The sequence below is a fragment of the Ruegeria sp. L12 genome, assembly GCF_056531745.1.
The window spans coordinates 1-20,016 of the sequence record NZ_JBQFMH010000019.1 but is presented as its reverse complement, the minus strand read 5'-3'; the positions used below and the strand labels follow the sequence as shown (position 1 = coordinate 20,016).

At 58.6% G+C, this 20,016-nt stretch carries 31 protein-coding genes and 1 pseudogene; 14 read left to right on the top strand and 18 right to left on the bottom strand.

All coding sequences use genetic code 11. From position 1 onward, the window contains the following. The first annotated feature begins 97 nt into the window (after nt 1–97). The 12 genes from ffh (at nt 98) to ACR0K9_RS19590 (ending at nt 7,459) form a co-directional block, all read left to right on the top strand. Nucleotides 98–1,606 (top strand): signal recognition particle protein, encoded by a 1,509-nt coding sequence (gene ffh / locus ACR0K9_RS19645; protein ID WP_480825669.1) that lies wholly within the window; start codon nt 98–100, stop codon nt 1,604–1,606. After that, nucleotides 1,603–2,160, top strand: coding sequence for a GNAT family N-acetyltransferase (locus ACR0K9_RS19640; protein ID WP_480825667.1), 558 nt, complete (start codon nt 1,603–1,605; stop codon nt 2,158–2,160). Before ffh ends, ACR0K9_RS19640 begins: the two co-directional genes overlap by 4 nt. Further along, nucleotides 2,157–2,708, top strand: a complete 552-nt coding sequence (locus tag ACR0K9_RS19635) for a GNAT family N-acetyltransferase (RefSeq protein ID WP_480825665.1) — start codon at nt 2,157–2,159, stop codon at nt 2,706–2,708. The genes ACR0K9_RS19640 and ACR0K9_RS19635 overlap by 4 nt, the downstream gene beginning before the upstream one ends. Further along, nucleotides 2,705–3,256, top strand: coding sequence for a GNAT family N-acetyltransferase (locus ACR0K9_RS19630; RefSeq protein ID WP_480825663.1), 552 nt, complete (start codon nt 2,705–2,707; stop codon nt 3,254–3,256). Before ACR0K9_RS19635 ends, ACR0K9_RS19630 begins: the two co-directional genes overlap by 4 nt. After that, nucleotides 3,253–3,549 carry a chorismate mutase gene (locus ACR0K9_RS19625; protein ID WP_480825661.1) on the top strand — a complete coding sequence of 99 codons (297 nt, stop codon included), beginning with the start codon at nt 3,253–3,255 and terminating at the stop codon, nt 3,547–3,549. Before ACR0K9_RS19630 ends, ACR0K9_RS19625 begins: the two co-directional genes overlap by 4 nt. Before the next feature lie 43 nt (nt 3,550–3,592). Then, nucleotides 3,593–3,982 carry a 30S ribosomal protein S16 gene (gene rpsP / locus ACR0K9_RS19620; protein WP_170561254.1) on the top strand — a complete coding sequence of 130 codons (390 nt, stop codon included), beginning with the start codon at nt 3,593–3,595 and terminating at the stop codon, nt 3,980–3,982. A gap of 12 nt (nt 3,983–3,994) precedes the next feature. Further along, complete coding sequence (gene bluB / locus ACR0K9_RS19615; protein ID WP_480825659.1) at nt 3,995–4,630, top strand: 5,6-dimethylbenzimidazole synthase; 636 nt, start codon at nt 3,995–3,997, stop codon at nt 4,628–4,630. A 4-nt stretch (nt 4,631–4,634) separates the two neighbouring features. Then, entirely contained in the window at nt 4,635–4,781 is a 147-nt protein-coding gene (locus ACR0K9_RS19610) for a hypothetical protein (RefSeq protein WP_480470738.1), read from the top strand. Beyond that, nucleotides 4,774–5,277 (top strand): ribosome maturation factor RimM, encoded by a 504-nt coding sequence (gene rimM, locus ACR0K9_RS19605; RefSeq protein WP_480536283.1) that lies wholly within the window; start codon nt 4,774–4,776, stop codon nt 5,275–5,277. The genes ACR0K9_RS19610 and rimM overlap by 8 nt, the downstream gene beginning before the upstream one ends. Then, on the top strand, nt 5,277–6,092 hold the full coding sequence (locus ACR0K9_RS19600; protein WP_480825657.1) for a hypothetical protein: 816 nt from the start codon (nt 5,277–5,279) through the stop codon (nt 6,090–6,092). The genes rimM and ACR0K9_RS19600 overlap by 1 nt, the downstream gene beginning before the upstream one ends. Continuing rightward, nucleotides 6,089–6,898, top strand: coding sequence for a tRNA (guanosine(37)-N1)-methyltransferase TrmD (trmD, locus tag ACR0K9_RS19595; protein WP_480825655.1), 810 nt, complete (start codon nt 6,089–6,091; stop codon nt 6,896–6,898). The genes ACR0K9_RS19600 and trmD overlap by 4 nt, the downstream gene beginning before the upstream one ends. A gap of 135 nt (nt 6,899–7,033) precedes the next feature. Then, nucleotides 7,034–7,459: a hypothetical protein gene (locus ACR0K9_RS19590; protein ID WP_480536287.1), complete on the top strand. Its 426-nt coding sequence runs from the start codon at nt 7,034–7,036 to the stop codon at nt 7,457–7,459. Here the strand turns inward: ACR0K9_RS19590 and ACR0K9_RS19585 are convergent. Then, nucleotides 7,438–8,259: a glycoside hydrolase family 25 protein gene (locus tag ACR0K9_RS19585; RefSeq protein ID WP_480825654.1), complete on the bottom strand. Its 822-nt coding sequence runs from the start codon at nt 8,257–8,259 to the stop codon at nt 7,438–7,440. The genes ACR0K9_RS19590 and ACR0K9_RS19585 overlap by 22 nt on opposite strands. Before the next feature lie 119 nt (nt 8,260–8,378). Beyond that, on the bottom strand, nt 8,379–8,555 hold the full coding sequence (locus ACR0K9_RS19580) for a hypothetical protein (protein ID WP_480825652.1): 177 nt from the start codon (nt 8,553–8,555) through the stop codon (nt 8,379–8,381). An 82-nt stretch (nt 8,556–8,637) separates the two neighbouring features. On the opposite strand from ACR0K9_RS19580, the gene rplS reads away from it, so the two are divergent. Together rplS and rpmE are read left to right on the top strand one after the other, a co-directional pair. Next, a complete protein-coding gene (gene rplS, locus ACR0K9_RS19575; protein WP_170328369.1) occupies nt 8,638–9,021 on the top strand; it encodes a 50S ribosomal protein L19 in 384 nt (127 codons plus the stop codon). An 11-nt stretch (nt 9,022–9,032) separates the two neighbouring features. Beyond that, complete coding sequence (gene rpmE, locus ACR0K9_RS19570; protein ID WP_298384925.1) at nt 9,033–9,254, top strand: 50S ribosomal protein L31; 222 nt, start codon at nt 9,033–9,035, stop codon at nt 9,252–9,254. 98 nt (nt 9,255–9,352) lie between these two features. Here the strand turns inward: rpmE and ACR0K9_RS19565 are convergent, their stop codons facing one another. The 16 genes and pseudogenes from ACR0K9_RS19565 to ACR0K9_RS19490 form a co-directional block, all read right to left on the bottom strand. After that, the gene (locus tag ACR0K9_RS19565; protein WP_480825650.1) at nt 9,353–9,973 is read right to left on the bottom strand and encodes a 2OG-Fe(II) oxygenase family protein; all 621 of its coding nucleotides are present in this window, start codon (nt 9,971–9,973) and stop codon (nt 9,353–9,355) included. A gap of 40 nt (nt 9,974–10,013) precedes the next feature. Further along, a complete protein-coding gene (locus tag ACR0K9_RS19560) occupies nt 10,014–10,562 on the bottom strand; it encodes an amino acid synthesis family protein (protein WP_480825648.1) in 549 nt (182 codons plus the stop codon). Nucleotides 10,563–10,721: 159 nt separating this feature from the next. Beyond that, complete coding sequence (gene rplP / locus ACR0K9_RS19555) at nt 10,722–11,135, bottom strand: 50S ribosomal protein L16 (RefSeq protein ID WP_480536293.1); 414 nt, start codon at nt 11,133–11,135, stop codon at nt 10,722–10,724. A gap of 12 nt (nt 11,136–11,147) precedes the next feature. After that, entirely contained in the window at nt 11,148–11,858 is a 711-nt protein-coding gene (gene rpsC, locus ACR0K9_RS19550) for a 30S ribosomal protein S3 (protein ID WP_480825646.1), read from the bottom strand. Further along, entirely contained in the window at nt 11,858–12,238 is a 381-nt protein-coding gene (gene rplV, locus ACR0K9_RS19545) for a 50S ribosomal protein L22 (protein WP_039538267.1), read from the bottom strand. The genes rpsC and rplV overlap by 1 nt, the downstream gene beginning before the upstream one ends. Nucleotides 12,239–12,241: 3 nt before the next feature. Beyond that, the gene (rpsS, locus tag ACR0K9_RS19540) at nt 12,242–12,520 is read right to left on the bottom strand and encodes a 30S ribosomal protein S19 (protein WP_005980699.1); all 279 of its coding nucleotides are present in this window, start codon (nt 12,518–12,520) and stop codon (nt 12,242–12,244) included. 3 nt (nt 12,521–12,523) lie between these two features. Continuing rightward, nucleotides 12,524–13,366, bottom strand: coding sequence for a 50S ribosomal protein L2 (gene rplB / locus ACR0K9_RS19535; RefSeq protein ID WP_008757664.1), 843 nt, complete (start codon nt 13,364–13,366; stop codon nt 12,524–12,526). Nucleotides 13,367–13,638: 272 nt separating this feature from the next. After that, complete coding sequence (locus ACR0K9_RS19530) at nt 13,639–15,189, bottom strand: alpha/beta hydrolase (RefSeq protein ID WP_480825644.1); 1,551 nt, start codon at nt 15,187–15,189, stop codon at nt 13,639–13,641. Between the two features lie 157 nt (nt 15,190–15,346). Continuing rightward, nucleotides 15,347–15,442 (bottom strand): annotated as a pseudogene (locus ACR0K9_RS19525) (50S ribosomal protein L23); the annotation flags it as partial. A 5-nt stretch (nt 15,443–15,447) separates the two neighbouring features. Then, complete coding sequence (locus ACR0K9_RS19520; protein ID WP_480825642.1) at nt 15,448–16,482, bottom strand: fatty acid desaturase; 1,035 nt, start codon at nt 16,480–16,482, stop codon at nt 15,448–15,450. A gap of 166 nt (nt 16,483–16,648) precedes the next feature. Further along, nucleotides 16,649–16,945 (bottom strand): 50S ribosomal protein L23, encoded by a 297-nt coding sequence (locus ACR0K9_RS19515; RefSeq protein WP_008757532.1) that lies wholly within the window; start codon nt 16,943–16,945, stop codon nt 16,649–16,651. After that, nucleotides 16,942–17,559: a 50S ribosomal protein L4 gene (gene rplD / locus ACR0K9_RS19510; protein ID WP_155148664.1), complete on the bottom strand. Its 618-nt coding sequence runs from the start codon at nt 17,557–17,559 to the stop codon at nt 16,942–16,944. The genes ACR0K9_RS19515 and rplD overlap by 4 nt, the downstream gene beginning before the upstream one ends. Then, nucleotides 17,556–18,281, bottom strand: a complete 726-nt coding sequence (gene rplC / locus ACR0K9_RS19505; protein WP_170328778.1) for a 50S ribosomal protein L3 — start codon at nt 18,279–18,281, stop codon at nt 17,556–17,558. Before rplC ends, rplD begins: the two co-directional genes overlap by 4 nt. Before the next feature lie 18 nt (nt 18,282–18,299). Continuing rightward, complete coding sequence (rpsJ, locus tag ACR0K9_RS19500; protein WP_008756422.1) at nt 18,300–18,614, bottom strand: 30S ribosomal protein S10; 315 nt, start codon at nt 18,612–18,614, stop codon at nt 18,300–18,302. 179 nt (nt 18,615–18,793) lie between these two features. Beyond that, a complete protein-coding gene (locus ACR0K9_RS19495; RefSeq protein ID WP_480825640.1) occupies nt 18,794–19,597 on the bottom strand; it encodes a hypothetical protein in 804 nt (267 codons plus the stop codon). A 195-nt stretch (nt 19,598–19,792) separates the two neighbouring features. Then, nucleotides 19,793–20,016 (bottom strand): EF-Tu C-terminal domain-related protein (locus ACR0K9_RS19490; RefSeq protein ID WP_480825016.1); only part of this gene is annotated, 224 nt, incomplete at its 5' end.

The following is a 20,016-nucleotide window of genomic DNA, read 5'->3' as shown; positions in this document are numbered from 1 at the left end:
CCCACGTCTAATTCAGTGGGAGGGGGCAATTGTGTATTTAACCGGTGTTTCTTATCTGAGAAGCGCCACCAGATAACCGGCTAAGGAGGCCGCAGGCATGTTTGAAAATCTATCCGAACGCCTCTCTGGCGTCTTTGACCGGCTGACCAAACAAGGTGCCCTGTCCGAGGAAGACGTCAAAACCGCCCTGCGTGAGGTTCGGGTTGCCCTACTTGAGGCTGACGTCTCGCTGCCGGTGGCGCGCGCGTTCGTCAAGAAGGTGCAGGAACAGGCGACCGGGCAGGCCGTCACCAAATCGATCACCCCCGGCCAGCAGGTCGTCAAGATCGTGCATGACGCTCTGGTCGATACCCTGCGTGGCGAAGAAGACCCCGGTGCCCTGAAGATCGACAACCCGCCTGCCCCGATCCTGATGGTCGGTCTGCAGGGTTCGGGTAAGACGACCACAACCGGTAAGCTGGCCAAACGCCTGAAAGAGAAAGAGGGCAAGAAGGTCCTGATGGCCTCGCTCGACGTCTACCGCCCGGCGGCGATGGATCAGTTGGCGGTTCTGGGCACGCAGGTCGGTGTGGATACCCTGCCGATCGTTCCCGGTCAGAAACCTGTCGACATCGCCAAACGCGCCAAACAGCAGGCGACGCTGGGCGGTTACGACGTCTATATGCTCGACACTGCGGGTCGTCTGCACATTGACGAAGTGCTGATGGACGAGGTCGAGCAGGTCCGCAACGTGGTTGATCCGCGCGAGACCCTGCTGGTGGTCGACGGCCTGACCGGTCAGGTCGCCGTCGAGGTCGCCGAAGAATTCGACGCCAAGGTCGGTATCTCGGGCGTGGTCCTGACCCGGATGGACGGTGACGGGCGCGGCGGCGCGGCGCTGTCGATGCGCGCGGTCACCGGCAAGCCGATCCGCTTTGTCGGTCTGGGCGAGAAGATGGACGCGCTTGAGACCTTCGAGCCGGACCGGATCGCGGGACGTATTCTGGGCATGGGCGACATCGTTGCTCTGGTCGAAAAGGCCCAGGAAACGATGGAGATGGAACAGACCGAGCGCATGATGAAGCGCATGGTCAAAGGTCAGTTCAACATGAACGACCTGAAAATGCAGCTGGAACAGATGATCCAGATGGGCGGTATGCAGGGCATGATGGGCATGATGCCGGGCATGGGCAAAATGGCCAAGCAGATGGATCAGGCCGGACTGGACGACAAGATCCTGCGCCAGCAGATCGCCATGATCCAGTCCATGACCAAACGCGAACGCGCCAATCCGCAACTGCTGCAGGCCAGCCGCAAGAAACGCATCGCCGCCGGTTCGGGAATGGAGGTCAGCGACCTCAACAAACTGCTCAAGATGCACCGGCAGATGTCGGACATGATGAAGAAGATGGGCAAGATGGGCAAAGGCAAGATGCTGAAACAGGCCATGAAGGGCATGTTCGGCAAAGGCGGCCCCTCGCCTGAAGAAATGGCCGCAGGCATGGACCCCAAAGCGCTGGAACAGGCGGCCAAGGCGATGGGCGGCAAGATGCCCGGCGGCTTGCCCGGTCTGGGCGGCGGCATGGGCCTGCCCCCCGGTCTCAGCGGATTTGGCAAGAAGAAATGACACCTGCACGCTGCACCCAGCCCCCGTCCGGTAAGGCGGCGATGGCAGCAGCGCAATACCGCGCGGCCCTGCCGGTCTTTCAGACCCGGCGGCTGGTTCTGCGCGCGCCGACATTGGGCGACCTTCCCACATGGATTTCGATCTGCCGGGACAGCTTTGGCGATACCGAGCAGGAAGCCTGGACCGAATTCTCGTACTACACATCCGGGTGGCTGCTGCACGGGCATGGGCTGTTTACCGTCACCTTGAAAGAGGATGATCAGGCCATCGGCTTCGTCATTCTGGGTCTCGAATGGGACGACCACGAGCCCGAGCTTGGCTATATGTTCGACGCACAGCACCGCATGCAGGGATATGCCACCGAAGCTTGTTCTGCCGTGCGCGATTTCGGCTTCGATCTCCTTGGATCGGGACAGTTCGTAAGCTACGTGTCCGCCAGCAATACTCGGTCGAACGCGCTGGCCGAACGGTTGGGCGCCTCGCGGGACACAGAGGCCGAGCGCGCCTTTGGCGCAGATCAGCATGTCTGGCGCTATGGCGAGGTACGGTCATGAGCTTCGCGCTGCCCATCCCGACGCTGGAAACCGAGCGCCTGATCATGCGCGCGCCGTCCGAGGCTGATCTGGACGCGGATGTCGAATTCTTCGCCAGTGATGCCGCGAAGCATGTCGGTGGACCAATGCGCCGGGACGAGACGTGGCGGCTGGTTGCCTCGCTTTTGGGGCACTGGGTTCTGCGCGGCTATGGCTATTGGAGTGTCGATGACAAAGACACCGGCGCTTATGTCGGGCGGATCGGCCTGTGGTTCCCCGAAGGCTGGCCCGAGCCCGAGGTCGGCTGGACCCTGATGACCCACGCTACCGGCAAAGGGTATGCGACCGAGGCTGCGCTGGCCGCGCGATCTTATGCCTATGACGTACTGGGCTGGGATACGGCGATCTCGCTGATTGATCCGGACAATCACCCCAGCAAGGCCGTGGCCAAACGGCTGGGCGCGCAGTTCGAATATCACTATGAGCACCCCAAATATGGCCGCTCGGAAATCTGGCGGCACCCGGCCCCCGGCGATCTGGTGAATGGCGGGATGGAGGCCTACGCATGACCTCGTTCACCATCCCCACCGTTGAAACCGACCGCCTGATCCTGCGCGCGCCGCATCTGGATGATCTGCCCGCGATGACCGAATTCTTCGCAACCGAGCGCAGCCATATGGTCGGCGGGCCCAAGGATGCATTCGAATGCTGGGGCTCGTTGTCGAACCGTCTGGGCCATTGGGCGCTGCGCGGTTATGGCCTGTGGCACCTGACCGAGAAGGCCAGCGGCGCATTCGTGGGATGGGCCGGTATCATCGACGTGCCCGGCTGGGCCGAGCCCGAGCTGGGCTGGTCGCTGCTGGCAGAGGCCGAAGGCAAGGGGCTGGGCTTTGAAGCCGCTGAGGCCGCACGCGATTATGCGGCGCGGCATCAGGGTCTGAATGGTGTGATCTCGTATATCGCCCACGCCAACGACCGCTCGCGCGCGCTGGCCAAACGCCTTGGTGCCACATATGAGCGCGAGGGCGAGCTGCTTGGCAAGACAGCCCAGATCTGGCGTCACCCGCAGATCGATCTGAAGACCCCCGCTTTGACCACCGAAAGGACCGGCCAATGACCAACCCAGTGACGCAAGCCGCAGCGCTGTTGAAGGACCACCGCGAAAGCATCGACCGGCTGGACGCGATCCTTGTCTATACGCTGGGCGAGCGGTTCAAGCACACGCAGGCCGTTGGCAAGCTCAAGGCCGCGCACGACCTTCCCCCGTCCGATCCTGCGCGCGAAGCGACGCAGATCGCACGGTTAGAAGACCTGGCGAAAGAGGCCGATCTGGACCCCGATTTCGCCAAGGCTTTCCTGAATTTCATCATTCAGGAAGTCATCCGACACCACAAGAAACACCAGAATTGACCGGAGAATATCCCGGCACACGCCATTCAAAGGAGATACCACCATGGCAATGAAAATTCGTCTCGCCCGCGGCGGCTCGAAAAAACGTCCCTTCTATCGCATCGTGGCGGCCGACAGCCGCATGCCCCGCGATGGCCGTTTCATCGAGAAACTGGGCACCTACAACCCGCTGCTGCCGAAAGACAGCGAAGAGCGCGTGAAAATGAACATGGAGCGCGTTCAGTACTGGCTGGATCAGGGCGCACAGCCCACCGACCGTATCGCACGTATGCTGGAAGCTGCCGGCACCCGCGACAAGGCCGAGCGTAACAACCCCAACAAGGGCACCCCGGGCAAGAAAGCTCAGGAGCGCGCGGAAGAGAAAGCGGCCAAGGCTGCTGAAGCTGCCGAAGCGGCTGCTGCACCGGCTGAAGAAGCTGCGGCAGAAGAATAAGCAGGCGGACGCGTGCGGGATCAGACTTTCACCGATGATTTTCGCACGCAGTTCGATCTGTTGATGCGGCTCCGGCGCGATGTGCGCCGGTTCCGCACCGACGCGATTGACGAGGCGGTGCTGATGCGCTGCCTCGACACGTTTCAGCTGGCCCCTTCGGTGGGGCTGAGCGAACCCTGGCGCGTGATCCGCGTCGAAAGTGACGCCGCGCGGGACGCGGCATTGAAGAATTTCCAAGCCGCAAACGAACAGGCGCTGAGCGGGTATTCCGGCGAAAAGGCGCAGTTGTACAGCCAGTTGAAACTGTCCGGGATGCAAGAGGCCCCGGTGCAACTGGCCGTGTTCTGCGACGATGCCACCGACAAGGGGCAGGGTCTGGGCGCAGGCACCATGCCCGAGATGCGGCGTTATTCCGTGGTGTCGGCGATCACCCTGTTCTGGCTCGCGCTGCGCGCCGAGGGGCTGGGGCTGGGCTGGGTGTCGATCCTTGACCCTGACCGCATGGCCCGGGATCTGAATGTGCCCGATAGCTGGCGCCTGATCGGTTATTTCTGCGTCGGCCTGCCCGAAACCCTGTCAGATACGCCGGAACTGGAGCAGGTCGGTTGGGAAAACCGCAGTGACACCCTGTCGCTCGAGATGAGATAGGCACATGTTCGGATTGTTACGGCTTCCCATCCTGTTGATGATCGCCTTTATTGTTGGCGTGTTCTTCGAACGCTCGAACCAGCGCGAGGCCTGCGAAGGGGTCGGGCAATGGCGGGGCGGGCTATGTGTTACGGAAGGCTCAAATGAGTGATCTGATCTGCGTGGGCAGCGTTGCGGGCGCGTATGGCGTGCGCGGCGAGGTGCGACTGAAAAGCTTCTGCGCCGTGCCCGAAGATATCGAGACCTATTCGCCCCTGACCGATGAGGCGGGCACCGAGCGCTATCCTGTGGTGCTGACCCGCGCCATCAAGAACGGCTTCGCCGCCCGGCTGGGCGGGGTTGAGAGCAAGGAAGAGGCGGACGCCCTGAATGGCCTGCGCCTTTATGCGCGCCGCGATCAGTTGCCGTCTCTGCCGGATGATGAATTCTATCACACCGACCTGATCGGATTGCAGGTTTACGACACCGGAGGCACCCTGCTGGGCCGGGTCAAGTCGGTTCAGAACCACGGTGCGGCGGACCTGCTGGAGCTGCAGGGACCCGGCCTGAAAACCACGGTCCTGCTGCCCTTCACGCTTGAGGCCGTGCCGACCGTCGACCTGGACAAGGGCCGCATCGTTGCCGACCCGCCCGAAGGTCTGATCTGATGCGCCGCGTGTTGCTGCATCTGGGTCTGCACAAGACCGGGACGACGGCGGCACAGTCCTTTTTGTTCGAAAACCGCAAGCTGATCTGGCCTTACCACGCGCTGGTTCTGCCCTACCGCACACGAAATTCCGGCCTGTCCGAGGCCGCAACGCGCTATTCCCTGTATGGCACGCCCGGTGCAATGCGTGATTTCCGCGACCAGATGCAGCAGTTCCTGAAATCGCTGATTTTCGGCCGCAAACGCGGTCTGGTGTTGAGCGAAGAAAATTTCTCGGGCCTGCGCCCCAGTCGAAACCTTGCCGTCGGATATGACGCGGCTCCGGAACTGGCCACATGTCTGGTCGACCTGGTCCGCGAACGGTTCGGGCGGGAAGAGGTTCAGATCACGCTCTACCTGTCGCTGCGCCAGCGCGAGGGCTGGCTGCGCAGCCTCTGGGCCCATGACCTGCATCGCGCGCGGATGGTTCTGGATTTCGAGACGTTCCGCGACCGCATGGCCCCGGTTGCCGCACCACAATCTGTTGCGGAAGAGATCAGGGGCCGCCTGCCCTCGGTTCAGGTGCGCAGTCAGTGGCTGGAAGACCTGCAGACACGCCCCTTTGGTCCGGGAACGCCGTTTGCCGATTTTCTTGACCTGCCCGTGGAAGAGGCGGCGCAACTGGTTGGTCCTAAGCGTACAAACACCGGCCTGCCCGAAGATCTGCTGACGCGCATGTTGGAAATGAACCGGTCCGCTCTGGACGATGCGGCGTTGATCGATCAAAAGGCAGCTCTTGTAGAACGCGCTCAAACAGATCTGATTGGCACCTCATGACGGACACGCCCGCAAAATCTCATGGCCTCAAAGCCATCCGCCCGACCCTGAAGCCGCGCGAGCTGATGACCCCTACGCCCGACCTGCACGGGGTGTGGAAGGCCAAGATCATCACCCTATTTCCATCCGCCTTTCCCGGTGTTCTGGGCGAAAGCCTGACCGGCAAGGCGCTGCAGGAAGGACTATGGCAGCTGGAAACCGTTGATCTGCGCCAGTTCGGTGTCGGCAAGCATCGCAATGTCGATGACACCCCGGCGGGCGGCGGTGCGGGCATGGTGCTGCGCGCCGATGTGCTGGGCGAGGCCATCGAACACACGATGGCGGGCATCCGGGGCAACTGGCCGCTGATCTACCTCAGCCCGCGTGGCCGCCGGATGGATCAACGCATGATGCAGAACCTGGCGCGCTGCGATGGCATGACGCTGCTGTGTGGTCGCTTCGAAGGCGTCGATGAGCGTGTATTGGAACATTACGGCGTGCAGGAGGTCAGCCTGGGCGATTTCGTCATGACCGGAGGCGAGATCGCGGCACAGGCCCTGATCGACGCCACTGTGCGGCTGATCCCCGGGGTATTGGGCAATCAGGCTTCAACCGAGGAAGAGAGCTTTTCCTCGGGCCTACTGGAGCACCCGCAATACACCCGCCCCGCCGAATGGAAAGGCCGCGCGATCCCAGACATCCTGATGTCCGGCCACCATGGCCGCATCGCCGAATGGCGACACGAGATGTCCGAACAGATCACCCGCGAACGGCGTCCCGATCTGTGGGAGAGCTATCGGATATTGCGGAACAAGACGTCCGACTGACGAACAGGGTGTGGCCCGCAGGCCGCAGCTTTACGGGATTCCCTGAACTCCTCTTGTGGCAGAGGTGGTTGGAAAATACTCATCCAAAAGATGTTGCTTAAAGCAATTTCCAAATCACGTATCTTGGACTGTTAGATGAAGAAAATCATTTGTCTGGCTGTGCTTGCCGTATCGGCCTGCACAACAAAACCGCTTGAATTGTCGGTGCCCACGCAGGCGGGACACAACCTGCATTCGGCCCGTGTCGCCGTTGAATATTGTGCCACCGAAGCCGATATCGGCGGTAATGCTGCCGTGATCGGTGGCTACACCACCAATATCCTGCTATGGGGCATCATTCTGGGCCCCGCCATAACCGCCCCGTTTGACGACCAGATTCGCCGCCAGGGTGAAATCGATCAGGTCGAGCGCTGCATGACCGAACGTGGGTTCGAACGCCGTGATCTGACCGCGGGTGAGCATTTCTGGCTGCAGGATTCAGTCGGCGAGGAACGGGTACGCCGGCTGGATCACCTTGTGGGCGGCGGGACCCTCGAAACCTATGGTGTTCCCGCGACCTGAGGCGCTCCCGCCTTCCACCGCGCCCATATCTCAGGCGTGCCGTTGAAGGTGTTGATATCCACCTTGCCCTGCACACCCGGCACCAGCCCGGTGCCGGTATACTGCCAGAACCGCCAGATCGCGCGCGGATAGACTTCGCGCGGGTGTCCGGCGACCGAGCGCAACCAGAACTCGGTCTTGGGCAGGCGGCCGATATCGGTGTCCTGATAGAAATCCACCGTGGTATAGACGATGGGGCGGCGGCCGTAATGGCGTTCGAGGATGTCTAGGAACTTTTGCGCCTCGGCCCGGACGGTACGGCCATCGGGGCGCAGGGTGCAGGTCTTCGAATAGGGCGTCCATTCCATGTCCAGTACATGGGGCAGATCCGCCCCTTTGGGCACGTTTTCGATGAACCACTGCGCCTGCTCGCGCGCGGGACGGCAGAAATAGTAATAATGATAGGCCCCCCACGGCACACCGGCGGCCTGCGCGCCGCGCCGGTGATCCTGAAACATCGGGTCCATGAAATCCCCGCCCTCGGTCGCCTTGATAAAGGCGAAACTGACACCGGACGCCCGTGCAGTGCGCCAGTCGATATCACCCTGCCAGCGTGACACGTCCAGCCCGTGCACCGGGTAGTTGCCGGGGTGGCGCCCTTCCCACGGATGCGGATCGGCATCGCCGAAGGCGGGATAGATCACCGAAGGCGGGCTGGTATCCGCAAAGGCCTGCGGTTCGACCGCCTGAGGTTGAGGGCCCGGACGGCCACATGAAATGAGTGCAAGCGCCATGGCGGCCAGCAGGAATGCTTTGCGCATCTTTTGTTCCTGTATCAAATCTGCTCTTGATAATTGCCCCCAGAATGCCTGATCGGGGTCACAACGCAATGGCAGATTTCAGATACGGCGGAAACTCACCATTCCCTCGGTTTTTATGATCATTTGGGCTTGATCAGCGTCTCAAAAGCCCCTAAACGAACGCAATCCGGTGCCGCGCAATGCGACTCCGGTGTTTTGGTTTGCATCATGGCGTGACGCCCGGCTTTCTTCGGCCCCGGCGCGGCAGGGCAGACCGGACCAAAGGAACATTCGATCTGACCTCTGGCGGGCTGCATGGCAGGACCCGGTGAAGACCAAGAGCTCTCGGACCGTGCCCAAACTTCGTGGACCAACCACGAGCAGATAGGAGTAACTGCGATGGACCTGATCGCACAGCTTGAGGCGGAACAGATTGCCGCCCTGGGGAAAGACATCCCCGATTTCAAAGCCGGTGACACCATCCGTGTCGGCTTTAAGGTGACCGAAGGGTCACGTACCCGTGTGCAGAACTACGAAGGTGTCTGCATTGCACGCAAAGGTGGCAGCGGCATCGCCGGTTCGTTCACCGTCCGCAAAATCTCGTTTGGCGAAGGCGTGGAGCGTGTGTTCCCGCTGCATTCGACCAACATCGACAGCATCACCGTTGTCCGCCGTGGCCGCGTCCGTCGCGCCAAACTGTACTATCTGCGCTCGCGCCGTGGTAAATCCGCACGTATCGCAGAAGTCACCAACTACAAGCCCAAGGCTGGCGCCGAGGCGTAAGGAGCGGAAAGATGAAAAAAGACATCCATCCCGACTACCACATCATCGACGTTAAAATGACCGATGGCACCGTGGTTCAGATGAAATCCACCTGGGGCAGCGAAGGCGACCAGTTGGCATTGGAAATCGACCCGTCCGTGCACCCCGCATGGACCGGTGGCGGCGCACGTCTGATGGACGCCGGCGGCCGTGTATCGAAGTTCAAGAAAAAATACGAAGGTCTGGGCTTCTAAGCCGGACCGGGTTTACATGCGAAAGGCCGCCCTGTCGGGGCGGCCTTTTTTTTGTGCCTGCAAAGCTATCGGGGCCAATGGCCCGGCCGTTGGACCAGTCACCCCCACTTGTAGTTGAAGCTGACGCTGATCCGCTCATCTTCGGCCATGTTCATGGGCACCTCATGGCGCAGCCAGCTCTCCCACAGCAGCACATCGCCGACCTGAGGCTTCATGTAGATGAACGGCTGCAGATCGCGCCGCCCGCCCTTCAGCCGCGTCGGAGCGGCCATCATGCGGCCCGAGCGGGGGTCTTCCAGTTTCAGTGCGCTGGCCCCTTCAGGCATGGCAACATAGGTCGTACCCGAGATTACACTGTGCGGGTGCAGATGGCTGGAATGCATGCCGCCCTCGGGAAGAATGTTGATCCACAGGTCTTCCAGTTTCAGCTCACCCTCGCCCAGATCAAATTCCAGATCCCTGGCAAAAGCTGCCACGTGCTGGTCCAGCACTTTCACCAGATCGGCAAAGATCGGGAACCGCCAGGGCAGATCGGTCAGCGACGCATAGCTGGTATAGCCGGGATAGCCGTTTTCCTCGCACCAATCCTGCCCCGCCTCATCATCTTCGGCGATGACCAGGCAGGAGTTTTCCAGTTCGCCCGCATCGATCCTGGGATCGAACTCGGACAGGGACGCGCGATAGAGACGGGTAACGAAGAGTGATTCAATCTGTGCCATAGGCCGGGCATACCCCAGCCCTTTCGACAAGACCAGATGCTTAGGTCTTGATGGGCCCTTTGCCACAGCGCGGGATAGGGCGACCGCCATCTGCATAGGCAAGGCATAGCACGATCTCATCCGGTTTTGGCGCGTCCGGAATGCTCAACGTCATCGTGTCGAAATGGTCGAACGACCAAGGATTGTCCTTGTGTCCAAGCGGCAGATCAATTGCGCAACCCGGCGCGCCCAGCTTAGCGTTTGACGGGATCACCGCCTCGCCTCCACCCGCCGCCGCCCGCATAGGAGCGCCGAGCTTGGGGTGGATCACCGCCCCGCCCTGCTCAAGGTCGCCGTTCATGCCAACGATCGCCGCTTTGCCGTAAGAGATTGGCGGTCCATCCAGTTGCGAGATCGCTTCAGCTGCAAGTTCCGCACCTAAAGAGCCACCGATATCGAACAGCTCTGAAAGATCGTCGGCGAACCGCCCAGCCAAAGGATTCTGCACCACTGCCAACGCCGCGACCCGACTGACCGGATCACAAGGCTGGCCCAGCTGGTCGGTGGTTATGACTTCTTTGACGAACATCTTCTTGCGCAGTTGAATCATAAGACCCTCCCATTCCTGTCCAGCAGCCTAGGCGCGTCACGTGGGCAGGTCGACGGTTTTCACGACCCACGACATCGCAGACCGTCCAACCAAAAGAAAACCCCCGCCGGTTTCCCGACGGGGGTCGATCTTGTCACGAACGGGGTTGCCCCCAATCGCTTACCAGTCTTCGCGAACCACGACGCGGGTCTTGACCGGCAGCTTCATCGCGGCCAGGCGCAGGGCCTCGCGGGCGATGTCGTCATTGACGCCGTCGATCTCGAACATCACGCGACCAGGCTTGACCTTGCAAACCCAGCGGTCGACCGAACCTTTACCTTTACCCATACGAACTTCGATCGGCTTTGCAGTGACCGGAGTGTCGGGGAAGATGCGGATCCAGACGCGGCCCTGACGCTTCATGTGACGCGTCATGGCACGACGTGCAGCTTCGATCTGACGTGCAGTTACACGCTCAGGCTCGATGGCTTTCAGGCCGTAGGTGCCAAAGTTCAGATCAGAGCCGCCCTTGGCGAGACCCTTGATCCGGCCTTTGTGCATCTTGCGGAATTTAGTACGCTTTGGTTGAAGCATATCTTTCCCTCCTTAGCGACGACCGCCACCAGCACCACGAGGTGCAGGGCCGTCCTGGAGTTCCTGTGCTTTACGGTCACGTGCCTGCGGATCGTGCTCCATGATCTCACCTTTGAAGATCCAGACCTTGATCCCGATGATCCCGTAGGGGGTCATCGCTTCGGCATGTGCGTAATCGATGTCGGCACGCAGGGTGTGCAGAGGCACGCGGCCTTCGCGGTACCACTCGGTCCGTGCGATTTCGGCACCGCCCAGACGACCAGCGACGTTCACCCGGATACCCAGGGCACCCATGCGCATGGCGTTCTGAACCGAGCGCTTCATGGCGCGACGGAACGAAACACGACGTTCCAGCTGCTGAGCGATGGACTCGGCAACCAGCTGCGCGTCAAGCTCGGGCTTGCGCACTTCGACGATGTTCAGGTGCAGTTCGCTGTCTGTCATACGAGCAAGCTTTTTGCGCAGAACTTCGATGTCTGCACCTTTCTTGCCGATGATGACACCGGGGCGCGCGGTGTGGATCGTCACGCGGCACTTCTTGTGCGGACGTTCGATGATCACACGGGCAACACCGGCCTGCTTGCACTCTTTGTTGATGAACTCACGGATCTCGAGGTCTTCCAGCAGAAGATCACCGTAGTCCTTGGTGTCGGCGTACCAGCGGCTGTCCCAGGTGCGGTTGACCTGCAGGCGCATGCCGATCGGATTTACTTTATGACCCATTAGGCTTGCTCCTCAACTTGACGCACCTTGATGGTGATCTCCGAGAACGGCTTCATGATCTTGCCGAAACGGCCACGGGCACGCGGACGACCGCGCTTCATGACCAGGTTCTTGCCAACCCATGCTTCGGCGACGATCAACTCGTCAACGTCCAGGTTGTGGTTGTTTTCGGCATTCGCGATTGCGGACTGCAGGCACTTCTTGACGTCCTGCGCGACACGCTTGTTCGAGAAAGTCAGGTCGGTCAGAGCCTTCTCAACTTTCTTGCCGCGGATCATTTGCGCAACCAGGTTCAGTTTCTGCGGGCTGGTGCGAAGCATGCGGGTTTTCGCCATTGCTTCGTTTTCAGCCACGCGGCGGGGGTTCTTTTCCTTGCCCATGACTTACTTCCGCTTCGCTTTTTTGTCTGCGGCGTGGCCATAATAGGTGCGGGTCGGCGAGTATTCACCGAACTTCTGACCGATCATGTCTTCCGAGACGTTGACGGGGATATGCTTCTGGCCGTTGTACACACCAAAGGTCAGACCCACGAACTGGGGCAGAATGGTGGAACGACGCGACCAGATCTTGATGACTTCGTTGCGGCCCGACTCGCGCGCTGCTTCGGCTTTTTTCAGCACGTAAGCATCGACGAAAGGACCCTTCCAAACAGAGCGAGACATGGATTAACGTCCCTTCTTCTTGGCGTGCCGCGAGCGGATGATCAGCTTCTGGGACGCTTTGTTCTTGTTGCGGGTACGCTTACCCTTGGTGTCCTTACCCCACGGCGTAACCGGTGTACGGCCACCCGAGGTACGACCTTCACCACCACCGTGCGGGTGATCGATCGGGTTCATTGCAACACCACGAACCGACGGACGAACGCCCTTGTGGCGCATACGACCGGCTTTACCGAGGTTCTGGTTGCTGTTGTCGGGGTTGGACACGGCACCAACGGTGGCCATGCATTCCTGACGGACCATGCGCAGCTCGCCCGAGCTCAGACGGATCTGAGCGTAGCCGCCATCGCGACCAACGAACTGAGCGTAAGTACCGGCCGCACGTGCGATCTGACCGCCTTTGCCAGGCTTCATCTCGATGTTGTGGACGATGGTACCGATGGGCATGCCCGAGAACGGCATTGCGTTGCCCGGCTTGATGTCGGCCTTGGCGGATGCCACGACTTTGTCACCAACAGCCAGACGCTGCGGAGCCAGGATATATGCCTGCTCGCCGTCTTCGTATTTTACCAGTGCGATGAATGCGGTCCGGTTCGGGTCATATTCGATCCGCTCGACGGTTGCCGCGACATCAAATTTGTTCCGTTTGAAGTCAACGATCCGGTAGAGACGCTTTGCGCCACCGCCGCGGCGGCGTGAAGTGATCCGTCCGGTGTTGTTCCGGCCGCCCGATTTGGTCAAACCCTCAGTGAGAGACTTGACCGGACGTCCTTTCCAAAGCTCCGAACGGTCGATCAGCACCAGCCCGCGCTGGCCCGGCGTCGTCGGCTTGTACGACTTGAGTGCCATGCTTTCTGTCTTCCGTTTAGCAAGTGCAGGGGGTTTCCCCGCTATGTGATAGGCCCCCGTAGGTGCCAAGGGTATAGGGCCCCGAAGGTCCCCGGTTACAAATATCAGAGGCCCCGGAACGAATCCGAGGCCGCAAGATTGGGAGCATGTAGCAGTGTTGGGGGTGGGTGTCTATAGGATAATGAGAACACTCACGGGGCCAATTTGTGTATTCCGCAAACAAAAAGCCCAAACCCAGATTTTTCGTGGTTTCCAGCAAGGAGCTTTTAGCTTCAGTCCGCCAGCTTCCAAACTTGAACGCCATCGATGAGGTATTCTCTCATGGAAAAGCGCGATGAAGGTGGCTCATTCTTTGTCAGCAACGAATGAACATCTCCAAGAACCGCGCGACTTTGGCCAATATAGCCATGCGCAAATGGGCCTAAGTCTTCGTCATTCACAAGTACAGTGTCTAAACCCGGCATTGTAAACGCAGGAGGTACAAGACCTACTCGATCATATCCATGCAACCATCTTGAGAGCTTCAATGCTAGGTCCCTGTCACCGACATATGAAGTAGCTCTGTCAGCTGAGGAAACTGCATGTACTCCTTGATACGGCATTATTGCTGCGTCGACATCGGCAGCGGCCAGAATAACTTGATGTATGGAAGCTGCAGCACTTGGATTTCTTGAAGCAAGAACCTCAATTGCCCCGAGTAGGCATCTACACCCCATACTGTGCGCAACAACGCTAACACCATGCTCCGAAAATGCTCCAGCAAACATCTCAAGAAATTCTGACAGAGCGTATCTGTTGCGTTCGGCGCTAGCCTCATCGGGTGAGTAACCTGCCTCTGTTCCAAGCGATGGCCAACTAAACAAACCAATACCTTGGGCTATTCCAAGGTCGTGACCAAACTGCGCGGCTCTAAGGACTGCACCTTCAAAAGAGGTGTTGTAACCATGAACAAAAATAGTGGGGCGTTGAAGATGCCCACCTGAATTGTTTACCTTCCTCAGAACTGAGAAAAATAGGTCTTCATTAAGCGTCATGATTTGCTTGAGTCGCAGGTCACTTTTCTGCTTGTTAAACAACCGCCTCCAGAGCGTCTTACCTAGCCCACCCAGCCTGTTGCCCTCTGGAACAACAACCTGAGCGATCCCATAATTTATTTGCTGCCATTGCTCTGCCCCGTACCCAATGACCGCCCCACGTTCGATTATCGGATCACGCGTTGTTCCAAAAAAGACTTCGTAGGCGTTCTTCCGAGGGCGAGCGTCTTCCTTTGGTTCTAGTTCACCTTTCTTTTCTGCAATGAGTGAAGTTCTTTGTCGCAACTCATCTCGATAAACTGCCCTTGAAGGGTATTCTCGAATGTACTGTGAGCCCACATGATCACGTTGCTCAGAGCTTAATTCAGTCCCAATAATCAAAACCCCTTCAATATCGGCGTTTTGAAACGAGGTTTTTTCTAAAATTGAGTTTTCAAAGACCGCTTCGGCAAGAATTGAACCCTCAAATCTAACACCTGTTAGATCGGCAGAGCTGAAGGAAGCTTTCTCAAAGTTGGACCGCGTGAGGTCAGCTTCCTGTAGTCTCGCATTATCAAACTTTGATTTCTGGAAATTTAGTCGCGACAGGTTCGCGCCGACTAGGTCAGCGTCACTTAGATCAATTCTTTCAAAGTAACGGGACGTCTTTGGATCATCTCGAAAATCAGGGGGAAGAATGTCGAAGAAATTAAGGCCGGATAGATCCGGTTCAAAGTAGACACGCTTCCGGCGCTGGTTCCACCTTTTAACGCCTTCATTCAACCAACTCACATGCCAAGGATTAGCCATTTTGTCATATCTACATAAATATCATTCTAACTCCCGCCATCTTTGTGCCGGTAAAACATGCTGTCAACATGTGGCCGTTCTGCCAAGCGTCTAATTTTCAACAAAAAAAGCCCCCGCTTGCGCGGGGGCCTTTATCTCTCTCCAAAGACGGGTTCGATCAGAGACCGGTGGACACGTCGATGGTGTTCCCCTCTTCCAGGGTCACATATGCTTTTTTGACGTCTTTCCGACGGCCCAGCTGGCCGCGAAACTTAACGCTTACCCATACAGTGCCTTGGCTTCGGCGAAGGACAGTAGGCGACGGCTTTGCTCATCCCACAGGTGCAGGCGCGCGTTGGCGAAGCTTTCGCGGATGGTCATCCGGTTGCTGTTTGCCAGTTCATCATGATCACGCAGCACCTCGGTCAGACGATAGAACGGAATGCGGCTGTACAGGTGGTGGACGTGGTGGATGCCGATATTGGCGCTGAACCACTGCAATACGGAGGGCAGGATATAGTGCGAGCTGCCGTGCAGGGCGGCCTCGTGCAGTTGCCAGTCCTTGTCGGGGTCCCATTGCGTCTCTTCAAACTGGTGCTGCACGTAGAACAGCCAGACGCCCGCCGTTGCGGCCAGCAGGGTCGATGGCAGGAAGATCAGCAGCAACGGCATCAGCCCGCCGAAATAGTAAATGGCCAGCAGAGCCAGAACTATCGCCAGATTGGTGGCCATGGCGCTGATCCAGAATTTCAGGTGGCCCGTCAGGCCAAGCGGCAGGCGGTTCTGGAGCAAAAACAGATAGCCGGGCCCGAAGCCGAACAAGGTGATCGGGTGGCGGTAGACCCGGTACCAGAACCGGTTCATCGGGCTCAGCGCCATATACTCGGCCACCGTCAGGGTGTGGATATCGCCCATCCCGCGCTTGTCCAGATTGCCCGCGCTGTTGTGATGCGTGGAATGCGTGCGGCGCCAGACGTCATAAGGCGTCAGGGTCAGCACTCCGATCACCCGCCCGGTCCAGTCGCTGAGCGTGCGGTTGCTGAAGAACGCCCCGTGCCCGCAATCATGCTGGATCGCAAACAGGCGCAACAGAAAGGCGGCGTTGAGAACTGCAATCGCAAAAGCCAGCCAGTAGCTGACCGACAGCGACATCCAGGACAGCGCCCACAGGGCAATAAATGGCACGATGCTGACGCCAAGCTCGAACGCGCTGCGCAACTGGTTCGGCTCTCGGTATTTGGCCAGTGTCGACACCCAATCCCGCGCGGCGGTCACGTGTGGGTTGCCCGGGTTCGGATGGATGGAATATGTCATGCGCCTGCCGTGTTTTTTGTCCTTAACCGGATAGCCTTCTGACCCGGCGTCGCAAGCGATTTATGGAATTGACCCGCTGCCGCCAGGTCAATTTTGTGTGTCGCCGCCATACGAAAAAACCCCCGCTTTCGCGGGGGTCTTCCATTCATTCCAAAGACCGTTCCGATCAGAGACCGGTGGACACGTCGATGGTGTTCCCCTCTTCCAGGGTCACATATGCTTTTTTGACGTCTTTCCGACGACCCAGCTGGCCGCGGAACCGCTTGACCTTGCCTTTGGTCACGGTGGTGTTCACCGCTTTGACCTTCACACCAAACAGCGCCTCAACGGCCTCTTTGATCTGCGGCTTGTTGCTGTCGATCGCCACTTCAAAGACAACCGCGCCGTTTTCGGATGCCATGGTCGACTTTTCGGTGATGATCGGCTTGCGGATCACGTCGTAGTGTTCTGCCTTCGCGCTCATTTCAGACGAGCCTCCAGTGCTTCGACAGCCGCTTTGGTGAGCACCAGAGTGTCACGCTTGAGGATGTCATAAACATTTGCACCCATCGACGGCAGGATATCCAGACCTTCGATGTTGCGCGACGCCTTCAGGAAACCTTCGTTCACGGTCGCGCCGTCGATGACCAGAGCGCGTTTCCAGCCCAGGTTTGCAACCTGTTTGGCCAGAGCGGCGGTCTTGCCTTCGGCTTCGGCGTTCTCGATCACAACCAGTTCACCTGCCTTGGCTTTTGCCGACAGAGCGTGGCGCAGGCCGAGCTTGCGGAACTTCTTCGGCAGGTCGTGGCCGTGCGAACGAGGGGTCGGGCCCTTGTAGATACCACCCTTGCGGAAGATCGGCGCGTTGCGGTCACCATGGCGTGCGCCACCGGTGCCCTTCTGGCGATAGATCTTCTTGGTCGAGTAGCTGGTTTCCGAGCGGGTCTTCACCTTGTGGGTGCCGGCCTGCGCGTTGTTGCGCTGCCAACGGACCACACGGTGCAGGATGTCCGCGCGCGGCTCCAGGCCGAACAGATCGGCGTTCAGCTCGATGTCGCCGGCTTTGCCGCCGTCCAGTTTGATTACATCAAGTTTCATGCTTCACCACCTTCCGCGGGAGCTTCTTCCGCAGGTGCTTCGGTTGCAGCCGATTTCACAGCAGCCGGGAAAGGCAGGCCTTCCGGTGCTTTCTTCTTGACGGCGTCCTTGACGGTGACCCAGCCCGATTTCGGTCCGGGAACGGCGCCTTTGATGAAGACCAGGTTCCGGTCGGCGTCGGTTTTGACGACTTCCAGGTTCTGGGTGGTGACACGGGCTGCACCCATGTGACCGGCCATCTTCTTGCCTTTGAACACCTTGCCCGGGTCTTGACACTGACCGGTCGAACCGTGCGAACGGTGGCTGATCGAAACACCGTGCGAGGCGCGCAGACCACCGAAGTTGTGGCGCTTCATCGCACCGGCAAAGCCTTTACCGATCGAGGTGCCCGAAACGTCAACTTTCTGACCTTCCAGGAAGTGTTCTGCCGAAATCTCGGCGCCCACATCAATCAGGCCATCTTCGGAGACGCGGAACTCGGCCAGCTTACGCTTGGGCTCAACCTTTGCAGCGGCGTAGTGACCGCGCATGGCCTTCGAGGTTCGTTTTGCCTTGGCAGCACCGGCGCCCAGCTGAACGGCGGTGTAGCCGTCTTTGTCGGCGGTACGCTGTGCAACGACCTGCAGATTGTCCAGGTGAAGAACGGTCACAGGGATCTGCTTGCCGTCTTCCATGAACAGGCGGGTCATGCCAACTTTTTTTGCGATAATACCAGAGCGCATAATCTATACCCTCCGATCTTACGACTGCAGCTTGATCTCGACGTCCACACCAGCAGCGAGGTCGAGCTTCATCAGCGCGTCAACGGTCTGGGGGGTCGGATCAACGATGTCCAAGAGACGCTTGTGCGTGCGGATCTCGAACTGGTCGCGGGATTTCTTGTCAACGTGAGGGCCACGGAGAACCGTGAACTTCTCAATCTTGTTCGGCAGCGGGATCGGGCCGCGCACGTTCGCGCCGGTCCGCTTGGCAGTGTTGACGATCTCTTGCGTGCTGGCATCCAGAACGCGATAGTCAAATGCCTTCAGCCGAATACGGATATTTTGGCTTTGCATAGATACAGCCTTTTATCAGGCGTTGAGGTTGAGAGGAGGACAGGCGCGCATCGCCAACCCTCATCGAACCCAAAAGGCGGGAATCACCCCGCCTTGACGTTCTTATTGAGAACTCGCGCGTATTAGTGGGGTTGGTGGGGTTTGGCAAGGGGTTTGTTGATGTTCGACAAGAAGGTCGCTCAAGACCACGGTGTGCAGCTATTGTTATTCAGCTTGAACATCCGAAAATCGTCATTTTCGTATGCGTACACGTTAAGGTCAGCAGGTCTATCGAAGGACAAGTTTGTTTTTGGGTTGTCATACTGAGCGACCCTTATCGGGAAGTTCTCCAGGCTATCTGGCAAATTATTTGATTGCTTGAGCTTAGCCAGCGCAGGCGGAGGGTCGGCAAAGAACGCATTGCAGGCTTCAGCGAATGGAAGTGGTTTATTTGCACTCTGGTCGATACTGCTGAAGTGCAACGTAATTGCTCTCGGGTCAGAGCCTTCGACACTATAGACAACCTTTGTCATCTCCCAATTCTCTAAAGTTTCCGGGTAGCTGTAGAAGTAAAGCTCACCATCAGGCTTCATTTGGCAAGTTCCTTGCCGCACTTGAATCGGAACAGGATAGGAAAAAACTGGGTTTGGGTTGTCACCTGACATTAGACTACGAATGTTCAATGCCACCCGATAAACGTTTTCCCCAGCAACCTCGTCGGGTGCGTCCGGCAAATTGACAACAATTTCTTCGCAAAGCGCTTTTAGAGCTTCTTTGTGCAAAAGTGGAGCGGTCTTGAGCTCCACCAGAGATGCCAACAGGCTCACTCGCCAATGACCGTTGTACTTCTTCCAAGAAATGTCCTGTGCAACCCAATTCCCACCGGCTGCAAACAACACAATCTGCATTTTTGGTCGTTCGTCAGCGCTCAACGACGCGGCGGCCCAAACAAACAGATAAAGTACTAAAGACAGTTGGAGTAATTGTTTCCATTTTCCGCGCACGATTTATCCTCTTTTGAATGACTTTAGATAATCCAGTTGATGAGTGCTAAGTACAGAAATTGCTATGTTTTTTGATAGCGCCTCCGAATTCCAAAGTCGATATTCCCACAGGTCGAAACAAAGAAAAAGGCCGCCCCTTTCGGAGCGACCTTCTTTGGTCTTAGCGATGTGCCGGGCTGAAGCCCGGCCTACCGATTATTCAATGATTTTCGACACGACGCCGGCGCCGACGGTGCGGCCGCCTTCGCGGATGGCGAAGCGCAGGCCGTCTTCCATCGCGATGGGTGCGATCAGCTCGACGGTGAAGCCGACGTTGTCGCCGGGCATAACCATCTCGGTGCCAGCCGCCAGGGTCACGGTGCCGGTCACGTCAGTGGTCCGGAAGTAGAACTGCGGACGGTAGTTCGCGAAGAACGGAG